Source organism: Psychrobacter sp. SC65A.3, from assembly GCF_025642195.1.
In the GTDB taxonomy this organism is placed as follows: Bacteria; Pseudomonadota; Gammaproteobacteria; order Pseudomonadales; family Moraxellaceae; genus Psychrobacter; species Psychrobacter cryohalolentis.
In genome coordinates this window covers 877,263-896,787 of record NZ_CP106752.1, presented here as the reverse complement: position 1 = coordinate 896,787, position 19,525 = coordinate 877,263, and the positions used below count along the sequence as shown (strand labels likewise).

The 19,525-nt window shown below is 40.5% G+C and carries 20 protein-coding genes; 8 read left to right on the top strand and 12 right to left on the bottom strand.

Going from position 1 to position 19,525, the window contains the following annotated elements; genetic code table 11:
- Positions 1 to 62: 62 nt before the first annotated feature.
- Positions 63 to 944: a transcriptional regulator CynR gene (gene cynR / locus OEG80_RS03905; RefSeq protein WP_263241848.1), complete on the bottom strand. Its 882-nt coding sequence runs from the start codon at positions 942 to 944 to the stop codon at positions 63 to 65.
- A gap of 192 nt (positions 945 to 1,136) precedes the next feature.
- Between cynR and OEG80_RS03900 the strand changes: the two genes are divergently transcribed.
- The 4 genes from OEG80_RS03900 to OEG80_RS03885 all read left to right on the top strand — a co-directional run bounded on the left by OEG80_RS03900 (position 1,137) and on the right by OEG80_RS03885 (position 4,304).
- Entirely contained in the window at positions 1,137 to 1,796 is a 660-nt protein-coding gene (locus OEG80_RS03900) for a carbonic anhydrase (RefSeq protein ID WP_263241847.1), read from the top strand.
- A 123-nt stretch (positions 1,797 to 1,919) separates the two neighbouring features.
- On the top strand, positions 1,920 to 2,390 hold the full coding sequence (cynS, locus tag OEG80_RS03895; protein WP_020443882.1) for a cyanase: 471 nt from the start codon (positions 1,920 to 1,922) through the stop codon (positions 2,388 to 2,390).
- A 170-nt stretch (positions 2,391 to 2,560) separates the two neighbouring features.
- The gene (locus OEG80_RS03890) at positions 2,561 to 3,730 is read left to right on the top strand and encodes a CynX/NimT family MFS transporter (protein ID WP_263241846.1); all 1,170 of its coding nucleotides are present in this window, start codon (positions 2,561 to 2,563) and stop codon (positions 3,728 to 3,730) included.
- Between the two features lie 43 nt (positions 3,731 to 3,773).
- Complete coding sequence (locus OEG80_RS03885; protein WP_263241844.1) at positions 3,774 to 4,304, top strand: GlcG/HbpS family heme-binding protein; 531 nt, start codon at positions 3,774 to 3,776, stop codon at positions 4,302 to 4,304.
- A 558-nt stretch (positions 4,305 to 4,862) separates the two neighbouring features.
- Here the strand turns inward: OEG80_RS03885 and OEG80_RS03880 are convergent.
- The 5 genes from OEG80_RS03880 to OEG80_RS03860 all read right to left on the bottom strand — a co-directional run bounded on the left by OEG80_RS03880 (position 4,863) and on the right by OEG80_RS03860 (position 10,572).
- Complete coding sequence (locus tag OEG80_RS03880) at positions 4,863 to 5,636, bottom strand: HAD family hydrolase (RefSeq protein WP_263241842.1); 774 nt, start codon at positions 5,634 to 5,636, stop codon at positions 4,863 to 4,865.
- Positions 5,633 to 6,778 carry a TIGR03364 family FAD-dependent oxidoreductase gene (locus OEG80_RS03875; protein WP_263241840.1) on the bottom strand — a complete coding sequence of 382 codons (1,146 nt, stop codon included), beginning with the start codon at positions 6,776 to 6,778 and terminating at the stop codon, positions 5,633 to 5,635. Before OEG80_RS03875 ends, OEG80_RS03880 begins: the two co-directional genes overlap by 4 nt.
- A gap of 102 nt (positions 6,779 to 6,880) precedes the next feature.
- Positions 6,881 to 7,867 carry an ABC transporter substrate-binding protein gene (locus tag OEG80_RS03870; RefSeq protein ID WP_263241839.1) on the bottom strand — a complete coding sequence of 329 codons (987 nt, stop codon included), beginning with the start codon at positions 7,865 to 7,867 and terminating at the stop codon, positions 6,881 to 6,883.
- 77 nt (positions 7,868 to 7,944) lie between these two features.
- Positions 7,945 to 9,627, bottom strand: a complete 1,683-nt coding sequence (locus OEG80_RS03865) for an iron ABC transporter permease (protein WP_263241837.1) — start codon at positions 9,625 to 9,627, stop codon at positions 7,945 to 7,947.
- Positions 9,628 to 9,693: 66 nt separating this feature from the next.
- A complete protein-coding gene (locus OEG80_RS03860) occupies positions 9,694 to 10,572 on the bottom strand; it encodes an ABC transporter ATP-binding protein (protein WP_263241836.1) in 879 nt (292 codons plus the stop codon).
- A gap of 258 nt (positions 10,573 to 10,830) precedes the next feature.
- On the opposite strand from OEG80_RS03860, the gene OEG80_RS03855 reads away from it, so the two are divergent.
- A complete protein-coding gene (locus OEG80_RS03855; protein WP_263241834.1) occupies positions 10,831 to 11,706 on the top strand; it encodes a LysR family transcriptional regulator in 876 nt (291 codons plus the stop codon).
- 126 nt (positions 11,707 to 11,832) lie between these two features.
- Here OEG80_RS03855 and OEG80_RS03850 read toward each other — a convergent pair whose 3' ends face one another.
- Positions 11,833 to 12,057 carry a hypothetical protein gene (locus tag OEG80_RS03850; RefSeq protein ID WP_263241832.1) on the bottom strand — a complete coding sequence of 75 codons (225 nt, stop codon included), beginning with the start codon at positions 12,055 to 12,057 and terminating at the stop codon, positions 11,833 to 11,835.
- 233 nt (positions 12,058 to 12,290) lie between these two features.
- Positions 12,291 to 13,070 carry a LysR family transcriptional regulator gene (locus OEG80_RS03845; protein WP_263241831.1) on the bottom strand — a complete coding sequence of 260 codons (780 nt, stop codon included), beginning with the start codon at positions 13,068 to 13,070 and terminating at the stop codon, positions 12,291 to 12,293.
- Between the two features lie 281 nt (positions 13,071 to 13,351).
- Here OEG80_RS03845 and OEG80_RS03840 point away from each other — a divergent pair, with 281 nt between their 5' ends.
- Entirely contained in the window at positions 13,352 to 13,849 is a 498-nt protein-coding gene (locus OEG80_RS03840) for an alcohol dehydrogenase catalytic domain-containing protein (RefSeq protein ID WP_263241830.1), read from the top strand.
- On the opposite strand, the gene OEG80_RS03835 is transcribed toward OEG80_RS03840, so the two are convergent.
- Positions 13,776 to 14,941 (bottom strand): IS3 family transposase gene (locus OEG80_RS03835; RefSeq protein ID WP_263241287.1). Its coding sequence is split into 2 segments (ribosomal slippage): positions 13,776 to 14,683 and positions 14,683 to 14,941, totalling 1,167 coding nucleotides; the frame shifts between segments, so codons are not numbered across the junction. The two genes, OEG80_RS03840 and OEG80_RS03835, sit on opposite strands and share 74 nt — an antisense overlap.
- Positions 14,942 to 15,837: 896 nt before the next feature.
- Here OEG80_RS03835 and OEG80_RS03830 point away from each other — a divergent pair.
- Positions 15,838 to 16,110: a hypothetical protein gene (locus OEG80_RS03830; RefSeq protein ID WP_020443888.1), complete on the top strand. Its 273-nt coding sequence runs from the start codon at positions 15,838 to 15,840 to the stop codon at positions 16,108 to 16,110.
- Positions 16,111 to 16,304: 194 nt separating this feature from the next.
- On the opposite strand, the gene OEG80_RS03825 is transcribed toward OEG80_RS03830, so the two are convergent.
- The 3 genes from OEG80_RS03825 to OEG80_RS03815 all read right to left on the bottom strand — a co-directional run bounded on the left by OEG80_RS03825 (position 16,305) and on the right by OEG80_RS03815 (position 18,745).
- Positions 16,305 to 16,757, bottom strand: a complete 453-nt coding sequence (locus tag OEG80_RS03825) for a PH domain-containing protein (RefSeq protein WP_020443889.1) — start codon at positions 16,755 to 16,757, stop codon at positions 16,305 to 16,307.
- A gap of 440 nt (positions 16,758 to 17,197) precedes the next feature.
- Positions 17,198 to 18,208: an AbrB family transcriptional regulator gene (locus OEG80_RS03820; protein ID WP_263241829.1), complete on the bottom strand. Its 1,011-nt coding sequence runs from the start codon at positions 18,206 to 18,208 to the stop codon at positions 17,198 to 17,200.
- Positions 18,209 to 18,745 (bottom strand): TetR/AcrR family transcriptional regulator, encoded by a 537-nt coding sequence (locus OEG80_RS03815; protein ID WP_263241827.1) that lies wholly within the window; start codon positions 18,743 to 18,745, stop codon positions 18,209 to 18,211. It lies immediately after the preceding gene.
- Positions 18,746 to 18,876: 131 nt separating this feature from the next.
- Between OEG80_RS03815 and OEG80_RS03810 the strand changes: the two genes are divergently transcribed.
- Positions 18,877 to 19,395 carry an HPP family protein gene (locus tag OEG80_RS03810; protein WP_263241825.1) on the top strand — a complete coding sequence of 173 codons (519 nt, stop codon included), beginning with the start codon at positions 18,877 to 18,879 and terminating at the stop codon, positions 19,393 to 19,395.
- Positions 19,396 to 19,525 lie beyond the last annotated feature (130 nt).

Below are 19,525 nucleotides of genomic sequence, written 5' to 3'. Positions count from 1 at the left end.
AGTGTATTCTATAGGCAACATAGGTTAGTTTTCCGTATGAGCTCCCTTTTGTAGTTACCTATTTAACTTTTCTCACAGTGTTGATGCGCTAAGCCAATAAACGCTTCAGTAGCCGCACTCTGATAGGCCCCTTTTCGTTGTAGTAGTACGGCAGTACGTTGTAGTAAAGAGGGTGCCAGAGCAATGGCAATAAGCTCATCTCGATTGCTCACGATATTAGAGGGTAATAAGGTGCTCAATTGCGTGTGGCGTACTATTTCAATCACGACACTTAATGAATTTGCCTCCATCATTACCTTAGGCTGGATGTCGTGTTGGCGCCAATAACGCTCAATTTGTCCACGGGTGACAAATTCATGGCTGAGCAACACCAACTCCTGTTCGCTTAGCGTCAGCAGATCAATCGCTTGATGCTTTGCAAGTGGGTGATTTTTGTTCACCACCAACGCCAGTGTTTCAATGAGTAGAATCTGTGCTTCTATATCGGCAGACCCTACATCTGCAAAAGCAATACCCACATCGAATTCATCATCAAGTAATTGCTTTTCCATCTGCTCCTGCGACATCTCTTGCACGCTCAAGGTAACGTTAGGATAACGGTCATGAAATGCTTTTATCAACGGACCAATCAGGTAGGTGGTAAAGGTTGGGGTAATAGCAATCCGCAATGCGCCGCGACTCAAGTTCTGCACATCATGAATTGCTCGTTGACCCTCTTCTAAATCCTGTAGCGCCTTATGGGCGTAGCGCACATATACCTTACCGGCTTGAGTAAGCTTAACACGACGTCCCGACCGATCAAATAAAGGCGCTCCCAGCGTCTCTTCCAATTGCTTAATTTGTTGTGATAAAGCCGGCTGCGAAACATAAAGAGACGCTGCTGCTTGGGTAAAGCTTTGATGCTTGGCAACCGCTAGAAAGTATTTTATGTGTCTGAGTATCATGGTTGCTCGATGGTTTTTCTTATGGTGATTACTTTATCGTTAAGGCGAACGTGGATGATTAGCATCCATCATAATTTATATCTCCCGTTTTATCTATAAGTATTTATTATCGATATCATAATATACCAGTATTTTACCTTATCAGAATAACGGCGTAGTATTCACTTTATCAACACAACAGAGACCGCCGTTATGAAAGATGTTATCGAAGGCTTTTTAAAATTCCACAGCGAAGCATATCCAAAACGCGTTGATTTATTTAAAAATTTGGCAACGCAGCAAAACCCGCGCACGTTGTTTATCTCATGCTCAGACAGTCGCTTGGTCCCTGAGTTGGTGACTCAGCATGAACCGGGTGGTCTGTTCGTGATTCGCAACGCTGGCAACATCGTTCCCTCTTATGGCCCTGAGCCGGGCGGGGTGTCAGCGTCGGTAGAGTATGCCGTCAGCGCATTACAAGTGACCGATGTGGTGATTTGTGGGCACTCAGACTGCGGCGCGATGACAGCAATTGCCAATTGCACCTGCATGGAGCATATGCCCGCGGTGGGTAGCTGGCTAAAGTATGCCGACTCGGCGCGGGTGGTCAATGAATCCATCACTCATCTGAATGACAGCGAGCGCGTGGCATCCATGGTGCGTGAAAATGTCATTGCTCAGATTGAGAATATCAAAACCCATCCCTCTGTTCGTTTGGCGATAAGAGAAAATCGTTTGACCTTACATGGCTGGGTGTACGATATCGAAACGGGTGGCATTGATGCATTAGATGGCGCTAACAACACATTTGTTGCGCTTGCTGAAAATACAGAGGTTCGTGCTTATCCTATAGCATTGCCACTCGCAATTTAAACCATCCTTACTGTTTTATTGATGACAAATACGGCTTACTTAATTGTCCTTATTTACTAATAACAACTTACTCACAACCACTAACCACTAACCACTAACCACTAACCAAGAAAAGGGATTCCTATGATTCAGTCTCAAGTTAGCAACACCGCCCGTCAAGCTTTAACCGATACTATCATTGCCGCTAAAGCTGATAAAAATTTATCTTTTGAGCAGATAGCCGAAGGCACTAATCTTAGCGATGTCTATGTGACTGCCGCGCTACTAGGTCAGCATCCGTTGCCAGCGGAAGCCGCACAAAAAGTCGGCGAAACGTTAGGTCTAGATGACGAAGCGATCGTTTTACTACAAGCAATTCCACACCGTGGTAGCGTCGGTAGTGAAATGCCGACTGATCCTACCATCTATAGATTTTATGAGATGATGCAGGTCTATGGCACGACTCTTAAAGCACTGGTACATGAGCAGTTTGGCGATGGTATCATCAGCGCAATCAATTTTAAAATGGATATCAAAAAAGTGGCCGATCCAGAAGGTGGCGACCGTGCGGTCATTACTCTTGATGGTAAGTTCCTACCTTTTAAACCTTTCTAATCGGTTGTAAAGTTTTATAAGTCTTTTTGAAAAAGCTAAAGGTCTCTCAATTTAAAACCTTAGAAAATGGAAAACGTCGGCTTTTTGTGGCTACACTTTTAGTAATAAAGGACACCACCTTACTAATGACTACTAAATGTATTTCCTCTACGAGACACCAATCGGCGCTGATGCTCTTTTGGCCTATGTTCGTGATTGCTGGATTGGCATTAACGCTACGCCCAACCTTGACGTCCACTGGCCCTCTGCTTGATGTGATTCGACAGAGTACTGGTATGGGCTTACAAGTAGCCTCTTTATTGGTCGTATTACCGATGCTGTGCATGGGTATTTTCCCTTTATTACTACCTTTGATTGGAAAACATCTGAGCGAAAACGCTTGGATAACAGGTGGGCTATTCGCCATTGCTGCAGCTGGTTTATGGCGTTTGGGTTTAGGAACAGGTTGGGCGTTGATTGCTAGCGCTTTAATAGGCGGTACGGGTATCGCTATCGTACAGGCGTTAGCGCCTGGCATAGTAAAACGTTGGTATCCTAAGCGTGTCCCATTAGCCATGGGGGTTTATTCAGCGCTGCTGATGGCTGGAGGCGGTATTGCTGCAACACTGAGCCCAGTAGTCGCTCAGTATTATGGCACTTGGCAAGCGGGTCTTGGAATATGGTTGCTGTTGCCTGTAGTAGCAATTTTTTTATGGTGGTTAAGACCGTCCGAGGTGATGGACAAGAAGCACAATGGCGTGGCAGTCAATTTTTTTAAGAATCGGCGCGCATGGTTATTGGCCAGTTACTTCGGTTTGGCGAACGCAGGCTATGCTTGTATGATTGCATTTTTACCAACCTATGCTCATGATTTAGGCTGGAGCACACAAGGTAGTGGCGAGCTGATCGGTATTATGACTGTTTTTCAAGTATTGGGTGCGTTAGCTGCGCCTGCGCTGTCCGCTCAGCGCTTAGATCGCCGCCCTTGGTTGTTTTTTGCTGTGGGTATTCAGATTATAGGCTTTGCAGGATTAATATTGATGCCAGAATCACTATTGATTTTGTGGGTCGCTATGATGGGGGGTGGTCTTGGGGCTTGTTTTTCATTAACGCTTACCGTAGCGCTTGACCATCTATCCGCACCTAGATTGGCTGGAGCATTGACGGCGTTTGTACAAGGCGTTGGCTTTATTATTACCGCGATTGTTCCTTATTTCGCAGGATTTTTACGGGAATGGTCAGGTAGCTTTCAGATCGTTTGGCTGCTACTTTTGATCACGCTGGTAGCAATGCTGATGGTCACGATGAAGTTTGCCCCCACAGGTTATGCTAAGGCGATGAATCTTCCAAATACTCAATAACGCTTATATTAAATAATCGCTAAACTAACTCTTAGGATTTAAAATGAAAAACTTACTTGTTTGTGCTGCTCTTGCAACGTCAATGTTGTCAATTACGGCTTGTGCCAGCACCTCCTCACACAGCCATCAAATAAAACCGAACGTAAATAATCCTGGAGCTTATGTGGCAACAATTCCTGTATTAACTGGTGAAATAGCACAAAAAATGGTGACAGCCGCCGCACTAGAAGCTAAGAAAAACCAGTGGATGGTGTCGATTACGGTCGTTGATGCCTCTGGGCAGACGCTAGCGGTGTTAAGAGACCATCGAGCAGGGGTGCATACTATCCGTGCCAGTTATAAAAAAGCATATACTGCTAATTCGCAGAAAAGAGAAACCGCCGTCATTGCTAAGGGTATCGCAGATGGAACGATTCCTAGCGATATTCGCTACTTGGATGAAAATATACTTATCTTAGATGGCGGTGTACCCATCTACATTGACAACGTTGTGGTTGGTGGCATTGGTGTCGGAGGCGCACACGGTAGTCAAGATGTGCAGGTTGCTCAAGCGGGCTTAAAAGTTTTAGAGTAGGGGCTGACTAACAATAACAGGATAGGCTTAATTTTTTTGTTTATTGATTATAGGGTAGTCATTACCTTCAGTTTCTGTTGTCTATATTGAACTCAATATACTGATTTATACTAAAGATCAAATATTCATTGATCAACCCCATTATTTCAGGGGTGTTAATTTTATTATGGCTCTTTTAATAATTTTTCAGTCGTTACGAATGAGCTGTAATATTTTAAAAAGATCACTATTTATTCCAAAAACGGATGTTATGGCAAATAAATTGGATAAAAGAAGTAAATCACCCTCCGATATAGTCGGGGCAATTCAACCTAAGGTGTCCCCGTTTGATCAGGCTGTATTTAAGGTCGCGTACTTAGAAGCCTAGCAAGCGTCGATCCGTGACTGAACATCTGTTTTAGATCGCTTTATGTTTGATGACCGTATTAGTAAGCCTTTAATCCAAACGGCAGTTACACAGAATCTAGAATAGACCCTCCAAATCAAAAAAGCCATAAAAGTCATTGCTCTTATGGCTTTACTATTTTTTGTATATTGAAGCTTAGACTTAGCTTTGAGTTAAATGAACTCCTTTAATTCAGTCAGCTTGTCTAAAATCGCATCAGGTGAATATTTCACTAGCTGCTGCTCATTTTGTGCACCAGATAGCACACCTAAAACCAGCCCACACCCTGCATTTTGGCCTTCCTCAATATCGATACCACTATCCCCTGCTTTTAACACCTGCTGTGAGTTATCAATATTAAATTGTTTCATCGCAAGAGTAATCATATCAGGGCCTGGACGGCCATTGTCTACATCATTGGCTGTTATTAATGCATCTACTTGATCCCCCACAGACCAACCTAAAATAGTCAAAATTTTATTAGCAGTCTTAGCATCATATCCTGTATTTAATACCACATGACGACCGCTCGCCTTCAACTGCTCGAACAACTCTGACATGCCTTCAAACTCAGATAAGGTGTCCTTGTTATAAGCAGTTGCAAGGTTGACTTTAAAAACTGCAAATGCAGTATCCGTTAACGATTCAATATCAGCATCAGATAAATCTAGCATGTCCAAAATATCACGGATGGCATTGCGTTTTTCTTTACCTGCACCATATTCTAAACATAACTCAAGACTCACTTGCTTATCTGACTTGCCAGCGCGCATCAGTACTTCATTGATGGCATTACGTACGATTTTATAGACCAGGTTACCTTCATCTACTGTTGTGCCAGCCATATCAAATACACAAAGCTTAATGTCAAAAAATTTATTTTTAATACTGTTTAAACTATCACTATGTGAGCTGCTGCTTGTTACATTATTATTTACTGTATTCATTGCTTTGACTCCAATACCAATTCAATTAACTCTTCGCCAAATGCGAAACCTGTTGATGCCCCTGTACCACTGGTGACTGCACCGACTACCACGCCTTTTTCAGGTGATGTCTTAAATACCACGTCATCTGCACTTGGATATACACCCAACCAGTGCTGAGTAATATCTATCTCACCAATATTCATCACCTGCTTAAATTCATTAATGATTAGATCATCAATTCGAGTGTCTCTAAACGGCAGTTCTCTATCACTATAATCATGACTATCGCCGATGATTAGTGAGCCATCTTCAGATTGAACCACAATTAGGTGGACACCTGCTTGACGCTCTACACTTTGAATATCATCAAGTAAGGTTTTTAGTACCGTAGCTTCAGGTAACTGAGCAAATCCATCATAACGGGCAAAGCTTAAATCTGACATGACAGCGGCATTTAATCTAAATGCCTGTTTGGGCATGACTCGCATCATATTTAGCGTGCACATTTTAGCTTTGGTCTTAGCGAACACGTCTGGATATAAGCCAGTAAAGTCAGATCCTGGGCAGACCACACAATGCTCAGCGTTAAGGAAACCGCGGCTGGTATGCACTTTTGGTAATTCCACCGAAGTCACGGTGGTATGATTATAAAAGTCCACACTCTGCGTCTCTTGTAACCAATGAGCCAGCTTAGCGACTGCAGTATTAGACTCCACTCTAAGCTCATGAGGACTATATAACACCCCTTCTCCCTTGTTCAGATAAGGCGCGGCTTCATTAATTTCAGACTGTGTCAGTAGTCGGCACCCCTCACCCATTTCCGTCTTTAAAAAAGCTTGTGCAACATCTACCGCTTCAGGTCGCTGCATTAACATATGCAGACCGATATGCTCTACCTGAATACCTGCTTTTGGCGCAATCTCGGCCCAAATATTACGTGAGTGCATGGCGCGTTGCCAATGCTCACCTCGACGCTGACCACTAACGGTCACAAATCCAAAATTACGAACGGAAGCATCTTTGTTCTGAGACTGGCGTTCTACAACCGCGACACTCAGGCCTTTTTTAACGGCGGCGTAGGCGCTTGCCAGCCCAACGATGCCGCCACCTACGACAACTACATCGTATGTTGTATCAGAAAGTATTTTGCTCATTGTCATATCTGCTCTTCCCATACATCTTTATTAATTAGCCCTCTACTTGCTTAACCTATGAACTAATATAGCTAAGCATGAATGGGCATTATTTTGATTCAACTAAAATTACTCACCATGGAAAAAAGCACGGTGCTTATCTAACAGCTCGGCAGTTAATGGCTCTGGGTAGGTCTTAGAATTATCAATCTGATTCTCAGCAGCTACTGTCTCGCCGTCATACACAATATTTGGATAAATCTCTAATAAACCTAGGCGAGCTTTAGTGACAATTAACTCAGCCATTTTCATTGCTTTAGGATTGGTTTTCTCTCCTTTATCAATAACAGCAACCGATTCAGTCAATGTGTAATTACCTTCACTGGGATCAACAAAATCAATTGGTAAACCTTTTGCTTTATTAGCGACTGCCTGATGACGTAGACCAAAACCGATAGGCACCTCACCTGCCATTACCTTTTTAAGAGGACCAGAGCCAGATAGTTCTAAATTAGGCCCTGCATTTTCACGAATAGCATTCATGATTTGTTGACCTTCAGCATCGGTGCCATATTCAGCAGCAATATCCTGTACAAATAGCCAACCGGTTGACGAGCCATTTGGATCAACCATAGAAATTTGATTTTTATAAATAGGATTTGCTAAGTCTTTGGCACTGGTAGGTATGGGAAGATTATTGGCTTCCATCTCTTTGGTATTGAGTAAGATGGCACCCGTAAAGCTGAGGATCGGTGCATAGTAATTAGGCGTCGCAATCTGTGGATTTGCCGTAAATGCTAACGCTTTAAACATTGGTTTTTTTGCTTGAGCACTTTCGATATAAAATGAGCTCATTGTCACCATGTCAGCTTCAATATTTTTTCCTTCAGCTAATAGTCGGCCACCCAGCTCACCCGTTCCGAATGATTGAAATATGTATTGACCTTCAAAGCCTGCCTCATCAAGCACCTCTTGAATAACCTCGACTGCCTCCTCATCAGCATTACTATAGATAATCACTTCCTCGCCAGCCGTATCACCTGAGCTTTGCGATCCACAGCCTGCCACTAAAACTCCGCAAGTCAATCCCGTTATTATCGTTTTGAATAAATTCATTGTTTTTCCTAATTATTTGAGTGGTTAACGGTTCAATTGGTTTTCGTCACATCAACGCCTAAACTGTGTTGAAATATCTAAGCGACCGTCGTCACTGTGGTTTTTTTCACTTTTATTTTTGTTGTGCCATTGATGCTTCTGGTATAAAGGTATCGCGCCACTGCGAAGAATATTAATGCCGTGATATTTGTGAGTAGCACCATCAGCGACAAGATAAAGATCTCATCAAAGCGGGCGAAGTGCTGTAATTCAACAATCTTTGTAGTCAGCACCATCGTCTTCGCACCTGAAATGAATATCACTGCACTGATGCTGACCATCGCACTGATAAAGAAGTGCGAGGCCACTTCGATAAGTGTAAATATTGAGTTGGGTACAACAATTCGGCGTAAAGACTGTAGCCATGAGTCTCCAAGTAAAGAAGCTGTGGTCTCCCAGCCTAAGTTCATTTTTGACAGTGCATTTTTGCTCATGAGATAAGGTGTCGAGAAGTAATGAATGATATTACTAATCACAATAATGAAGATGGTGTTCGATATCGATGAGCCTGAAAAAACCATCAGGTAAGCAATACCAATAACCATACCCGGCACTGTATTGGTTACTAAGGCTGAGCTTTCGATCGTCAGCTTTCCTATCTTGAATAACCCTGAGCGCTCGTATATCAACGCGGCAACATAGGTAATAATAGTGCCAAAAATAGCTGTTAAGGTCGCGACAATAAGTGAGTTTTTATACACTCGCATTAGGTTTGAAGACTCAATCACCTTAGTAAATGTGTCTGTACTAAACGCCATCTCATAAGGCCATGTCTTAATCCATGGAATGATGAATATCACAGCGAATACGAATAACAGTGAAATCAAAATGCCACTGGACAATACCCCAAGAAGCCTGTCTTTGATTTTTGAGGTAGGCAAGTTAAAATGCTCTACTGAGTCATACCTGACATTGAATCGAGCCACATACCAAAGCAGTAGAATGCTCAAAACAGAGGGGATTAGCATAAACAAGGCAACCACAGAGCCCTTTTCAAACGAGGGAGATGCACCCAGTATTTGGGTATAAAGCTCAGTGGCGATGACCTTGTACTGACCACCAATAGAGGCTGGAATACCAAAGTCAGTAAAGGCCAAAAAGAAGCATTGAATGATAGCGGCTGCAAACGTACCAATTAAAGGACGAATGACCGTCATATCTATCTGGCGTAAGCGTGAATCGCCCATCAGTTCTGATACGATTACGAATTTCTTATCCAAATACTGAAAGGTATTGTTAAGCAGTAAAAAGGCTATTGGCAAGGTATAGATGGTGTAGCCAAGCCACATACCATAGAAACCATATATGTCTTCAAACAACTGAAAGCCAATTATCTTGGTGAGTAGACCTTGCTTACCAAAGGTGTAAATAATGGCAAACCCATAAGTCACTGTTGGCAATAGCATAGGGAACAGTGACGCAAGCTTAATGGTTTGTTTAAAACCCTTTGGCAAGTTAGTCCAGTGCACCGTATAAGCAAGGATAAATGCCAAAAAGGTGGCACTCATCGCACTAACAATGGCGACAAAAAAACTATTTAACATCACTTGTCTGAAGTCATTACTGCTGATGATATCGACATAGTGGCTTAGACCTAATCCATCAGCCACATTAAATGACAGCATCAACATTTTGCCTAAAGGCACAAACATAAAGACGAGAAATAGCGCACCAATAAAAAGCCACAAGGCTTTCATTAGCGGTGAGTTATTAAGTTTCATAATGACCTACGCGCGAAATAAGTAAGTTTTGAGAGACCAGCGTTGGCCTAGTGCGATCAACCTTTATTAACCTTTGGAGGTATCTTTAATGGATTTAGCGGCTGTGCGCTGGATTATGGAGTTAATATCTTCAGTGACTGAGCTGCCATCTAGCACAGGTCTCATTTGAGTGTATTTTTCTAAGGGGTCAGTTGGCGCATTGTCCGCTTCAAATAGGCTCAAGATATTACGGCGTTTGATATTTAGCTGGTTCAAGATAAAGCTCTCAACAAAATCATTGGCAGGGTTTTTGATGATTTCTGATGGTTTAGCATATTGAGCTATTTTGCCGTCTGATAACAACAAAATGCGATCAGAGAGTGTCATCGCTTCTTCAGGATCATGTGTCACAATCAAAGTGGTTAGCTCATAACGCTCTGCAATCTCGCGAATACGTGCCTTAATGGTCTCTTTAATAACCCCGTCTAATGCAGATAAAGGCTCATCTAATAATAAAATCTTAGGCTTCATCACTAAAGTACGCGCTAATGCAACACGCTGCTTTTGTCCCCCAGAGAGCTGGCTGATTCGCTTGCTCAAATGCGGCTTAATCTCTAAAAGGTCAACCAGCTCATCAACCTCAGCTTGTGTGCTGACGTTAGGTCTATTACGTAGCCCATATTCAATATTCTGCTTTACATTCAAGTTAGGAAACAAAGCATAGTCTTGGAATACAATATTGAAACCTCTGTGCTTCATAGGCACACGTGTGATGTCTTCATTATCATAGGCAAGTCGACCAGAACTAATATCGGTTAGACCTAAAATAATATGCAGTAACGTGGTTTTCCCACAGCCAGATGGGCCCAATATTGAAACAATCTCACCCTTATTCACTTTTAGGGAGATATCCTCAAAAATAACTTTGCCATCATACTTCTTAGTCACATTTCTTAGTTCTAACATAATTCAAGCCCAAACTTATATTTTGGTATTGGCAGTGAGTGATAGCTCAAGCAAATACATTTAGGTAAATTGTTCAATGCTTTAATCGTTTACATGTAACTAATATAGAAGATGAATATGACAGTTTGGCGTCAAATATAAGGTTAGCTTATACATTTAATCATTCAGTCTTATTTATCGTGTATAACTTCTCGTACTTCCCAGAGATAGACCTGACAATCTCTGCAACCGAAAACCGATACGAAAGACGGCGGTCATATGACGAAAAAGCCCTACACCTATAGTCAACTAAACATCTTAGACTCTGTGCTTGAGGAAGGTAATTACACGCAGGCAGCTAAACGTTTAGGCGTATCTCAATCTGCCATTAGCCAAGCACTATCTACGCTTGAAAACAATCTTGGGTTTAAGCTATTTATGCAGCGTGGCAGACACCTTGTGCCAACAGATTACTGCTTAGAGCTTGGATCGTTAACGAGTAAAATACGAGCAGTTGAATATGATCTAGAGCAACTGATTCAAAGAAGTAAAGTTTTTGAAGCAGCTATATTGAAGGTGGGTCTATGCAGCCCGCTGCCGGGCACTGAAATTATCAGGCAGTTTAGTAAGCGCTATCCCAAGCTACAGACTGAAATCTATTTTGGTAATTTCTATGAAACGTTCAGTAGAGTAGTTAACGGTCAAGTAGATGTTGGCATTCTTGCAAATGTACCAAAGGATGACAGGTTGCAGTTTAAGAAATGTGCTACCCAAAGGCTTGTTGCTTTATGCTCACCTAACCATCCTTTTGCATCAAAAGATTCTATGAGTTTAACTGAGCTGGCGTCGGAAACCGTCATATTCCGCACGCACGGCTCTACCACTCAAAAACTTATAAATGAGGCGCTAGCAAAAATTAATTTAGAGATAACCCCTACGTATATCGTAAACACCCAAGAAAGTGTTTACGATGCGGTTTACCAAAACTTAGGTGTAGGATTTGCATGGAGCGAAAGCACAATAAGAAAGGATGGTTTTGTGAAGGTGCCCATTGCGGAGCTACCTTCAAATTATGACGAGGTGGTTTTTTCACTCAAAAATGTAAACAATTTAGTGGTGACTGCTTTGATGAACTCTTTAGATGCTTCTGGTTAGACCGTGTCAAAAGAGCATCCTAGTGTTTTCATTGTATACGTATCTTGCGAATTAAGTTTTTTGCATCAAATCCATTTATCATAATTGCTCTTTTGGGAACAATAAATGTGGTTGTGGAATAAGCATTTAGTTCATTTGAGTACCTGTCACGCTTGTTTTTGCCTGCATGATTAGTGATAAGCAATAAAGAATTACTGCTAAGGCTAAAAAAATAAAAGTCAGAGGTAAAAACAAGCTTTCTTGGAGCACGCCATCAGAAGCAATGTCACCATAAAACAAGCTTTCCATTAGTCCAGACAGTGTAGCGAGGGCCAGCATAATTGAGCCACTGATAAATAATTTAGATGTCATGAAATCTCCATAGGCTGATATTTAAGAATAATAAGTCATTTTAAATTTAGAAGCATTCATCAAGTCATGAGTGCCTAGCCATGTATCGTATATGAAATAATCCGCGGATTGGGCAGTCTCCTATTTTTTCATAAACTATTCATACTCGGTCTTTAATAACATTAACCTTTATGAAAGTGCATTTAGCAGTCATCGACTATAAAAATTTGTGCGATCAAGCTGTAGGCCCAAACTCAAATCGCTATCACGTGTTCTACCAAAAAATCCAAAAAAACGCGTGTTTTTGGTGAAACCATATCTCGCTTTAAATAAATAGCGTAAGTAGCACTAAGCTCTTCATAGGGACTAAAAATATGATCTGGCATGACTTGAACCAATGACCCATTCGCCAGTTCACTTTTAACAGCCCACAATGGGATTAGCGTCAGACCTGTATGATTCAATACCAGCTGCTTCTGACCATTCACCGAGTTCACTGAAACCTGACTATTAATCATCAACTTTTTACGATCTTCTGCTATCAAAAACCACTCTTTCCAACCGTTATAACCATATCGGATACATTGGTGATCAGCTAGATCGTCAATGCTACAAGGCGTGCCATTATTTTTTAAATATTGGGGGCTTGCACACAGCAGAAAATCATTAAATACCAAGCGTCGGGCAATCATAGTCGAATCAGATAGGCGTCCACTTCGAATAGCCACGTCAATATTTTCTTCTATAAGATCTACAACCCGCTCTGTTAACTCAATTTTTATATCAATATCTGGATATAACGACATAAATTTCGGTATTAACGGCAATACCATACTTTCACCAAAACCGACTGTCATGCTGATTTTCAGCTTACCCTGCGGCGTTATTTGTAAGTCATTAACGGCTCTTTTGGCATTATCAAACTCTGACACAATTCGCTGAGAGTATTCGTAATATTTGTGCCCCGCTTCAGTCAAACTGGTGTTTCTGGTCGTTTTATTGAGTAGACGTACCCCCAACTCTTTTTCAAGCACTGCTAACTGCCGTGAAATAGAGGACGGCTGTACATCAAAGATACGGCTAGCTCTGAAATGCTACCGGTTTCGACAACACTATTGAAGTATGCCAGTCGATTTATTGAGCTCATCGCCACTCCTTTATTAAGTTGATAGGTATTCCATTTAACTGTAACTATGGCTTGCTCAAAAAGCAAAAGTAATTTGTTTGCTGGGTAATGGTTTGCTGGATTAGCAATGTCTAAACTGATTGTCCTGAAACAAACAATAAGACATTCACACTAGTAAAGGGTAATAACATGAAAGCGATGATCATTAAAGAAATCGGTACAACTGCAGTTTTTCAATTGGCAGAAAAACCAAAACCAACGGCAACACTAGGTCACATGGTTGTGGAAGTGAAAGCCACTAGTGTGAATCCTATTGATACCATGCTGCGCTCAGTCGAGCTGCCTTGGTCGGAGAATTTGCCAGAGATACTACACGGTGATGTAGCTGGTATTGTGAGCGAGATAGGTGCCGACGTCACTGAATTTAGTATTGGTGACGAAGTTTATGGTATGGCTGGTGGCCTCAACGGTATTGATGGTGCACTTGCTGAATTCATGTTAGTTGATGTGCGTTTAATGGCTAAAAAACCTAAAACACTCAGCATGAAGCAAGCCGCAGCCCTGCCGTTGACCCCTGCCGTCAAATCCGTACAATTAAACTTGGGAAATTTAATTACGCAGCTTGACGATAATAATCAAACCACACCTGTCTTGGCGATTTATGGCCCAAGCTCTTTTGAATCCTAGTTTGGTTGTAGTACAACTCAATATATCCAATGATATCGCTGATAGCTGCAAATCTTGTTTTATAGTCTTGGTGATATACTAATTCATTCTTTAATACGCCCCAGAAACTCTCTATAGGTGCGTTATCAAAGCAGTTACCTTTAGCGCTCATTGAGCCTGCAAACTGATGTCGCTTGATGATCTTGTGGTAGGCATGACTGCAATATTGGCTGCCTCTGTCAGAGTGAACTATTAGCCCTTTGCTAGGTCGTTTGTTCTTGATTGCCATATTGAGTGCACGGCATACTAGATCTGCTGTCATTCGCTTATTGATCGCATACCCGACCAGCTCTTTGGTGTACAAATCTTTGACTCCAGCTAAATACAACCAGCCCTCATTGGTCCAGATATACGTAATGTCACTGACCCAAGACTCATTAGGACGATTGGCATCAAACTTCTGATCCAGCACGTTTGGATAAACCAGCTTGTTGTGATTAGAGTCGGTGGTCACTTTAAAGCGCTTGTGGCGACGGCATTTAATGCCATGTTCTTCTTTAATGCTTCTGACCATATACAGGCTAATGTTGTGGCCTTGCTCGCTTAGATGAGCATGCAGTCGATCTACGCCATAACGTTCTTTCGTTTCACTGTGAGCCGCTTTAACCAGTAATTCAGACTGGTTGCGATGTATCTGCTGATCACTGATGTCACGACTAATCCAGTCATAGTAGCTCGATGGCTTAATCTTTAATACACGGCACATAGTAGTGATGCTAAATATCTGCTGATTGTCTTTGATAAAGGCGTACTTTACGGGCTGTTTTTCGCGAAGTACGCCGTCGCCTTTTTTAGTATCTCTCGTTCCTCTTCGGCAACTTTGATCTGCCGCTTGAGCTGCTTTATTTCTTGAAGAGCACTCATAAGATCAGGATCATATTGCTCTGTGCCGACAAGCTTGCCTTGATTGGCTTTGTTATGCCAATTAGATAAGGTTTGCATGGCGATGCCAAGCTGCTTTGCGGTCGATGAGATGTTGCCGTTATTGTCTGCTATCTTCTTAACGGCTTCAGCTTTAAATTCTGTGCTATAAGTTCTGATTTTTTTGGTCATGGTAAACTCCGATTAATATGCTTAGTTTACCAAGTTTAGTTATACGGTTTCTTCAGCATAGCTCAAACCGCTGCCATACGGATTAAGTAACCAGCAACCAAACTGAGTTATGCTGAATAAGCCGTACACCTAAACTTGGTAAGCTAAACGTATTAACAGGAATTTGCTCATATATCTTGTCTTAACATAATAGACTTGGACCCATTATAAAACCTCTCCAGAGTTAACTCATAGCTCGTACTACGTCCTGAAGCCTCAGATTTTTTCATCATGCCCTTCTCTATCAAATCATTAAATCTTGCAGTAACTAATCACCTCATCACTGTAGAAAACAGACTGGACTATAGTTTATTTTTTGGTCCTCAAAATATAGATATTTAATACTATCACCGACTAAATAATCTCGATTTCAGTATCAATCTCAAAAGTAGCAGCTAGTCCTCCTGTCGCCCTTCGCTGAATATCAACCAGGAGAAGGCTCTGCTTACTTATTACTTATGTACTCAATATTGGTATTATCGGTCTAATCTGACAATAGAGTAGAGGTAAAAACACTATAAAAACACAGTGCCTAAATACGTGTTAAATTTTATTCGACTACAGTTTACATTGTGATTATTCAATTATATAATATCTGTAGGCCAATAATATAGGTACATGTAAGATATTGTCGTATTATGATATTTGGTCGACCTACTTTGACATGGTAGAGGCTATAATTCAAAAATCTGCTTTAAGTAGTCTATTAATAGGTTTGAAGTATGAAATAACTGGTTCCCTTGGGGTATACCTTATTAACTTACATGATGATAAAAAGTATAGCTCGATAACTACATTCTGATCAAAATTTTAAGGGAATCTATAAAATAAGAAAAATATTATAAGATAGAGAAATCATGAGTTACGACTTTAAAGATGTAAAAATAAATAGAGAGTTTAGATACTCTCTTGGAAAAGAAATAACCACAGGCAAGTGCTATTTGTCTTTTCCAGTAAGAAATAGCTATGTTGATTATATAGAGTATTATGAGCTATCTCTTGAGCAGCTTAATATTTTCATGAAAAACGAAGAAGAGTTATTAGATTTTTTAGATAAGTGTAAGAGAAGAAAGAAAGATGAGCTTATGGCATTTTTTCCTATAGCCCCAATTCGAGGATATCCAACCTGAAAAATGTGAAGTATAGAGAAGTGTGTTAGGTTTTCAAATGAACAGAATTACCAAGATTGTCTATAAAATCGTAATAGCGACATATCAAAGTTGTTAATGATTTTGTCTAAATTAGAATAGTAGACGCAAAAAGACTTTAAGTTACAGGTATACGACCTAGTGTTCGACTCCTGTATAGCGCATCGAACTATCGGCTAACTCTTTATCAGCCCATTATTATCATCGGTTTTTAATGCTGGTACACGTTCTTGTATTGCATGATAGAACCTATCTTTGTCTTTTGGTGATATCACTATGCTACCACCTTCATATCTTATCTCAATCCTATCTAAAGACAGTGCTGGAGCAGATAAAGTACTGCTGGTAGGAGTGATATTGTTAATGTCTTTCAATGAAATGCTCTGAGTAGAAAAACCATTTTTCACTAACAATGTGTCAGCTGTCAAAGTGTACTTTATATTAAAAAACAGTACCAATAGCAGTAACGCAGTTGGTATGGTAAAAAGGCTAATAAACATTATTCTTTTAATAGAACTATTGTTATACATCCATTCCCATACAGGCACCAAAACGAGTAGTAAACTAGAACCCAATATTAAAAACGCCAACCAAAAATCAATCTTTGATGTAAATATAGTACTTATCATAATTTGTTAGCAGAAAGCCTTTAGTTAATATTTATGTTTGAATAGCTCAGTTCATGTACACCACGAAGTACACTGCCATTATTTTAATAGATATATTTACTAGCGTATATAGCCTACAGCAAAAGCTTTAAGTCCTCACTAGGGAACCGAACCAATGAAAGCACTTGATTGGTTCGCCATAGGTATAATCAAATACGCTCGGCTTCTAACTTAGTTACTATGTCCTTAAAAACCTCTTCAAAATGCTGGCTATCAGTACATCTTTTGAATACGTTACCATTCCAAAATCCTAAATGAAATGTAATTGTAAGTCGCTTTTTATCCGCAGTTATCCGTCTTATTTCCGATAGGTTAATAATTTCATTGTCTACAACTATAAAACTTGGCATCTCACTCTCTTTATATGTTTTATTTAATAATAGTCAGCTATAAACCTCATTTCACAGCTTGCGCAATTTGGAGGCAAACAACACTGGCGCCAACTGTAGAATAAGTATTCTTATCAAATGATGTGAAATAATGAACATAACATTTAGTCCTGAAGCCACTGAGATTACCGTGACTGTCTCAACTCCACCGGGAGCGTATGAAAGGAAAAGTTGTGAGAACGCTACATTTAAAATTTTTGACACTAAAATAGAGAAGCTTACAGTACAGATCATACCTACACAAAAAACAACGACACTGTCTTTGATGCTAGTTTTAAACTCTTGAAATGAGATACCAGCGAATAAAGACCCTATCAGGATACCTAATACAATAGTGGCACTATCAATCATTAAAGAAGGAACTGTAAAACCAGCCAACAATCCAAACTTGACTAGAACTATCGTCATCAACATTGAAACCAATAAGTATGGAGCAGGTATTCGGTAACTTACTAATAATCTACCCAAGAATGCACATGAGATTAATAACATCATCAATACTATTGACGTTTCTATAGTAAAAATATGGCTCGCTGTATCTACAGCAGCGTACTGCACTGGTCCAAATAGAGTCAAAATTATAGTCAATAAGAACAACCTCACTATATGAGTAATCATCACCTTTGGACTCACTTTAATGATATTAAACATATCAATAACTACCGCTAGAGAGCCAGGATATACTGCAAGGATTGAATCTAACTTGGACCATTTTGCTTTTTTATGAAGCCAAATAAAAGATAGGAAGGATTGAAGGATAAGACAAAATATCATGACAATAATGCTTCCAGCAGTTATGTACAGTACCTCCATAGACCAGTCTTCAAAGTATAATCCTGTTGAGATGCCAAGAACTATTTGAATATATGGAAAATAGAATGTATGTGTGACTGCCCTTTTAGTATAAGTCACAAAAAAAAGTGAAACTAACATTCCCGATAATAGAAAACCATATTTTACACCGGTGACATTAAGAAAAACCCCAAGTAGAGTAGTTGCCACTATACAGATAAACAAATACATTCAATAAGCCTTGAAAAACTCAGCATTTAACTCTAATGACTCCTGACCTGTTTGCGCCGCAACGATAATACCTTCGCCAAATACAAACAAAATGTCAGATTTCTGCTTAGCATTTTCTGCACTTATCTGTTCAAGCTTATCAAATAGCCATTGCCTAACCTTAGTTTTATGCTGCTTGGCTATTACATGCGGTGAAGACTGCTTATCTGAATACTCTGCGCAAGCATTAATAAACATACAGCCATAAAAGTCCTCTGATAACGTCCAGTTCTTGAGGAAGTTTAAGTAGCAAGTGGCAACATCTGCTACTTGCTCAATCTCAAAATTATCAAAGTCATCCTTTAATTGAGTCATAAACATCTGATGACGATAATTAAGCGCCTCCTCAATCAATCCTTCTTTACTACCAAAATGGGCATACAGAGTCCGCTTGGTAGTCCCTGCTTGCTTTGCTAACAGCTCCACTCCACTATCGTGAAAGCCTTGCTTATAAAAGAGCTCATAACTTTTTTGTAGAATGACATCTCGTAATTCCATTGGTTTTGCTCCTGTTATTGTTACTCAATGAATCACAATAATAGCATTATCGGATACCGTTCGGTATACTTAGTATGTATACCAATCAGTATACTCGTAGTGATACCTTTTTATTTATGAGAGGAGTAAGTATGCATTCATTCTTTAACTGGCATAAGTTAAGCGGTCAAGTGAACCAATGCCCAAAGAGATTGCCTTTATCGATGATAGTAGTGGCTTGGCTAGGCGGCACCATTGCAACTGCAACGCTTGCTATGTTAGGAAGCTCAATAGAACTTATTATGATTTTAGGATCGTTTGGCGCGAGCTGTTTATTGATATTTGCCTATCCTGCCAGTCCTTTTGCCCAGCCGAGAAATGTTATAGGTGGACATGTTATTGCGACTTTTACAGGACTGGTATTCATGACGTTATTTGGTATTCACTGGTGGAGTATGGCAACTGCTGTTGGCACTGCCATTGCACTAATGCTGATATTTAGAATGCCTCATCCACCTGCTGGGTCTAACCCTTTAATAGTTATGCTAGGCGCAGTAAATTGGAGTTTTTTGATAACACCTACCCTACTCGGTTCAATCATTTTGGTCATGGTAGCGCTGATTTATAACAATTTGGGTAAAGGTAAACAGTATCCGACTTATTGGTGGTGAACTATCTGAACCGCCTCAGACTGTCTGGGACTTAACATTCTGAGAGTTAGCCTATAGTCAAAGGTTCAAGGTTCAAGCAACCGTATCTATTTAGTACACTTTATAACCCCTATGAACCTGCACCTTGACT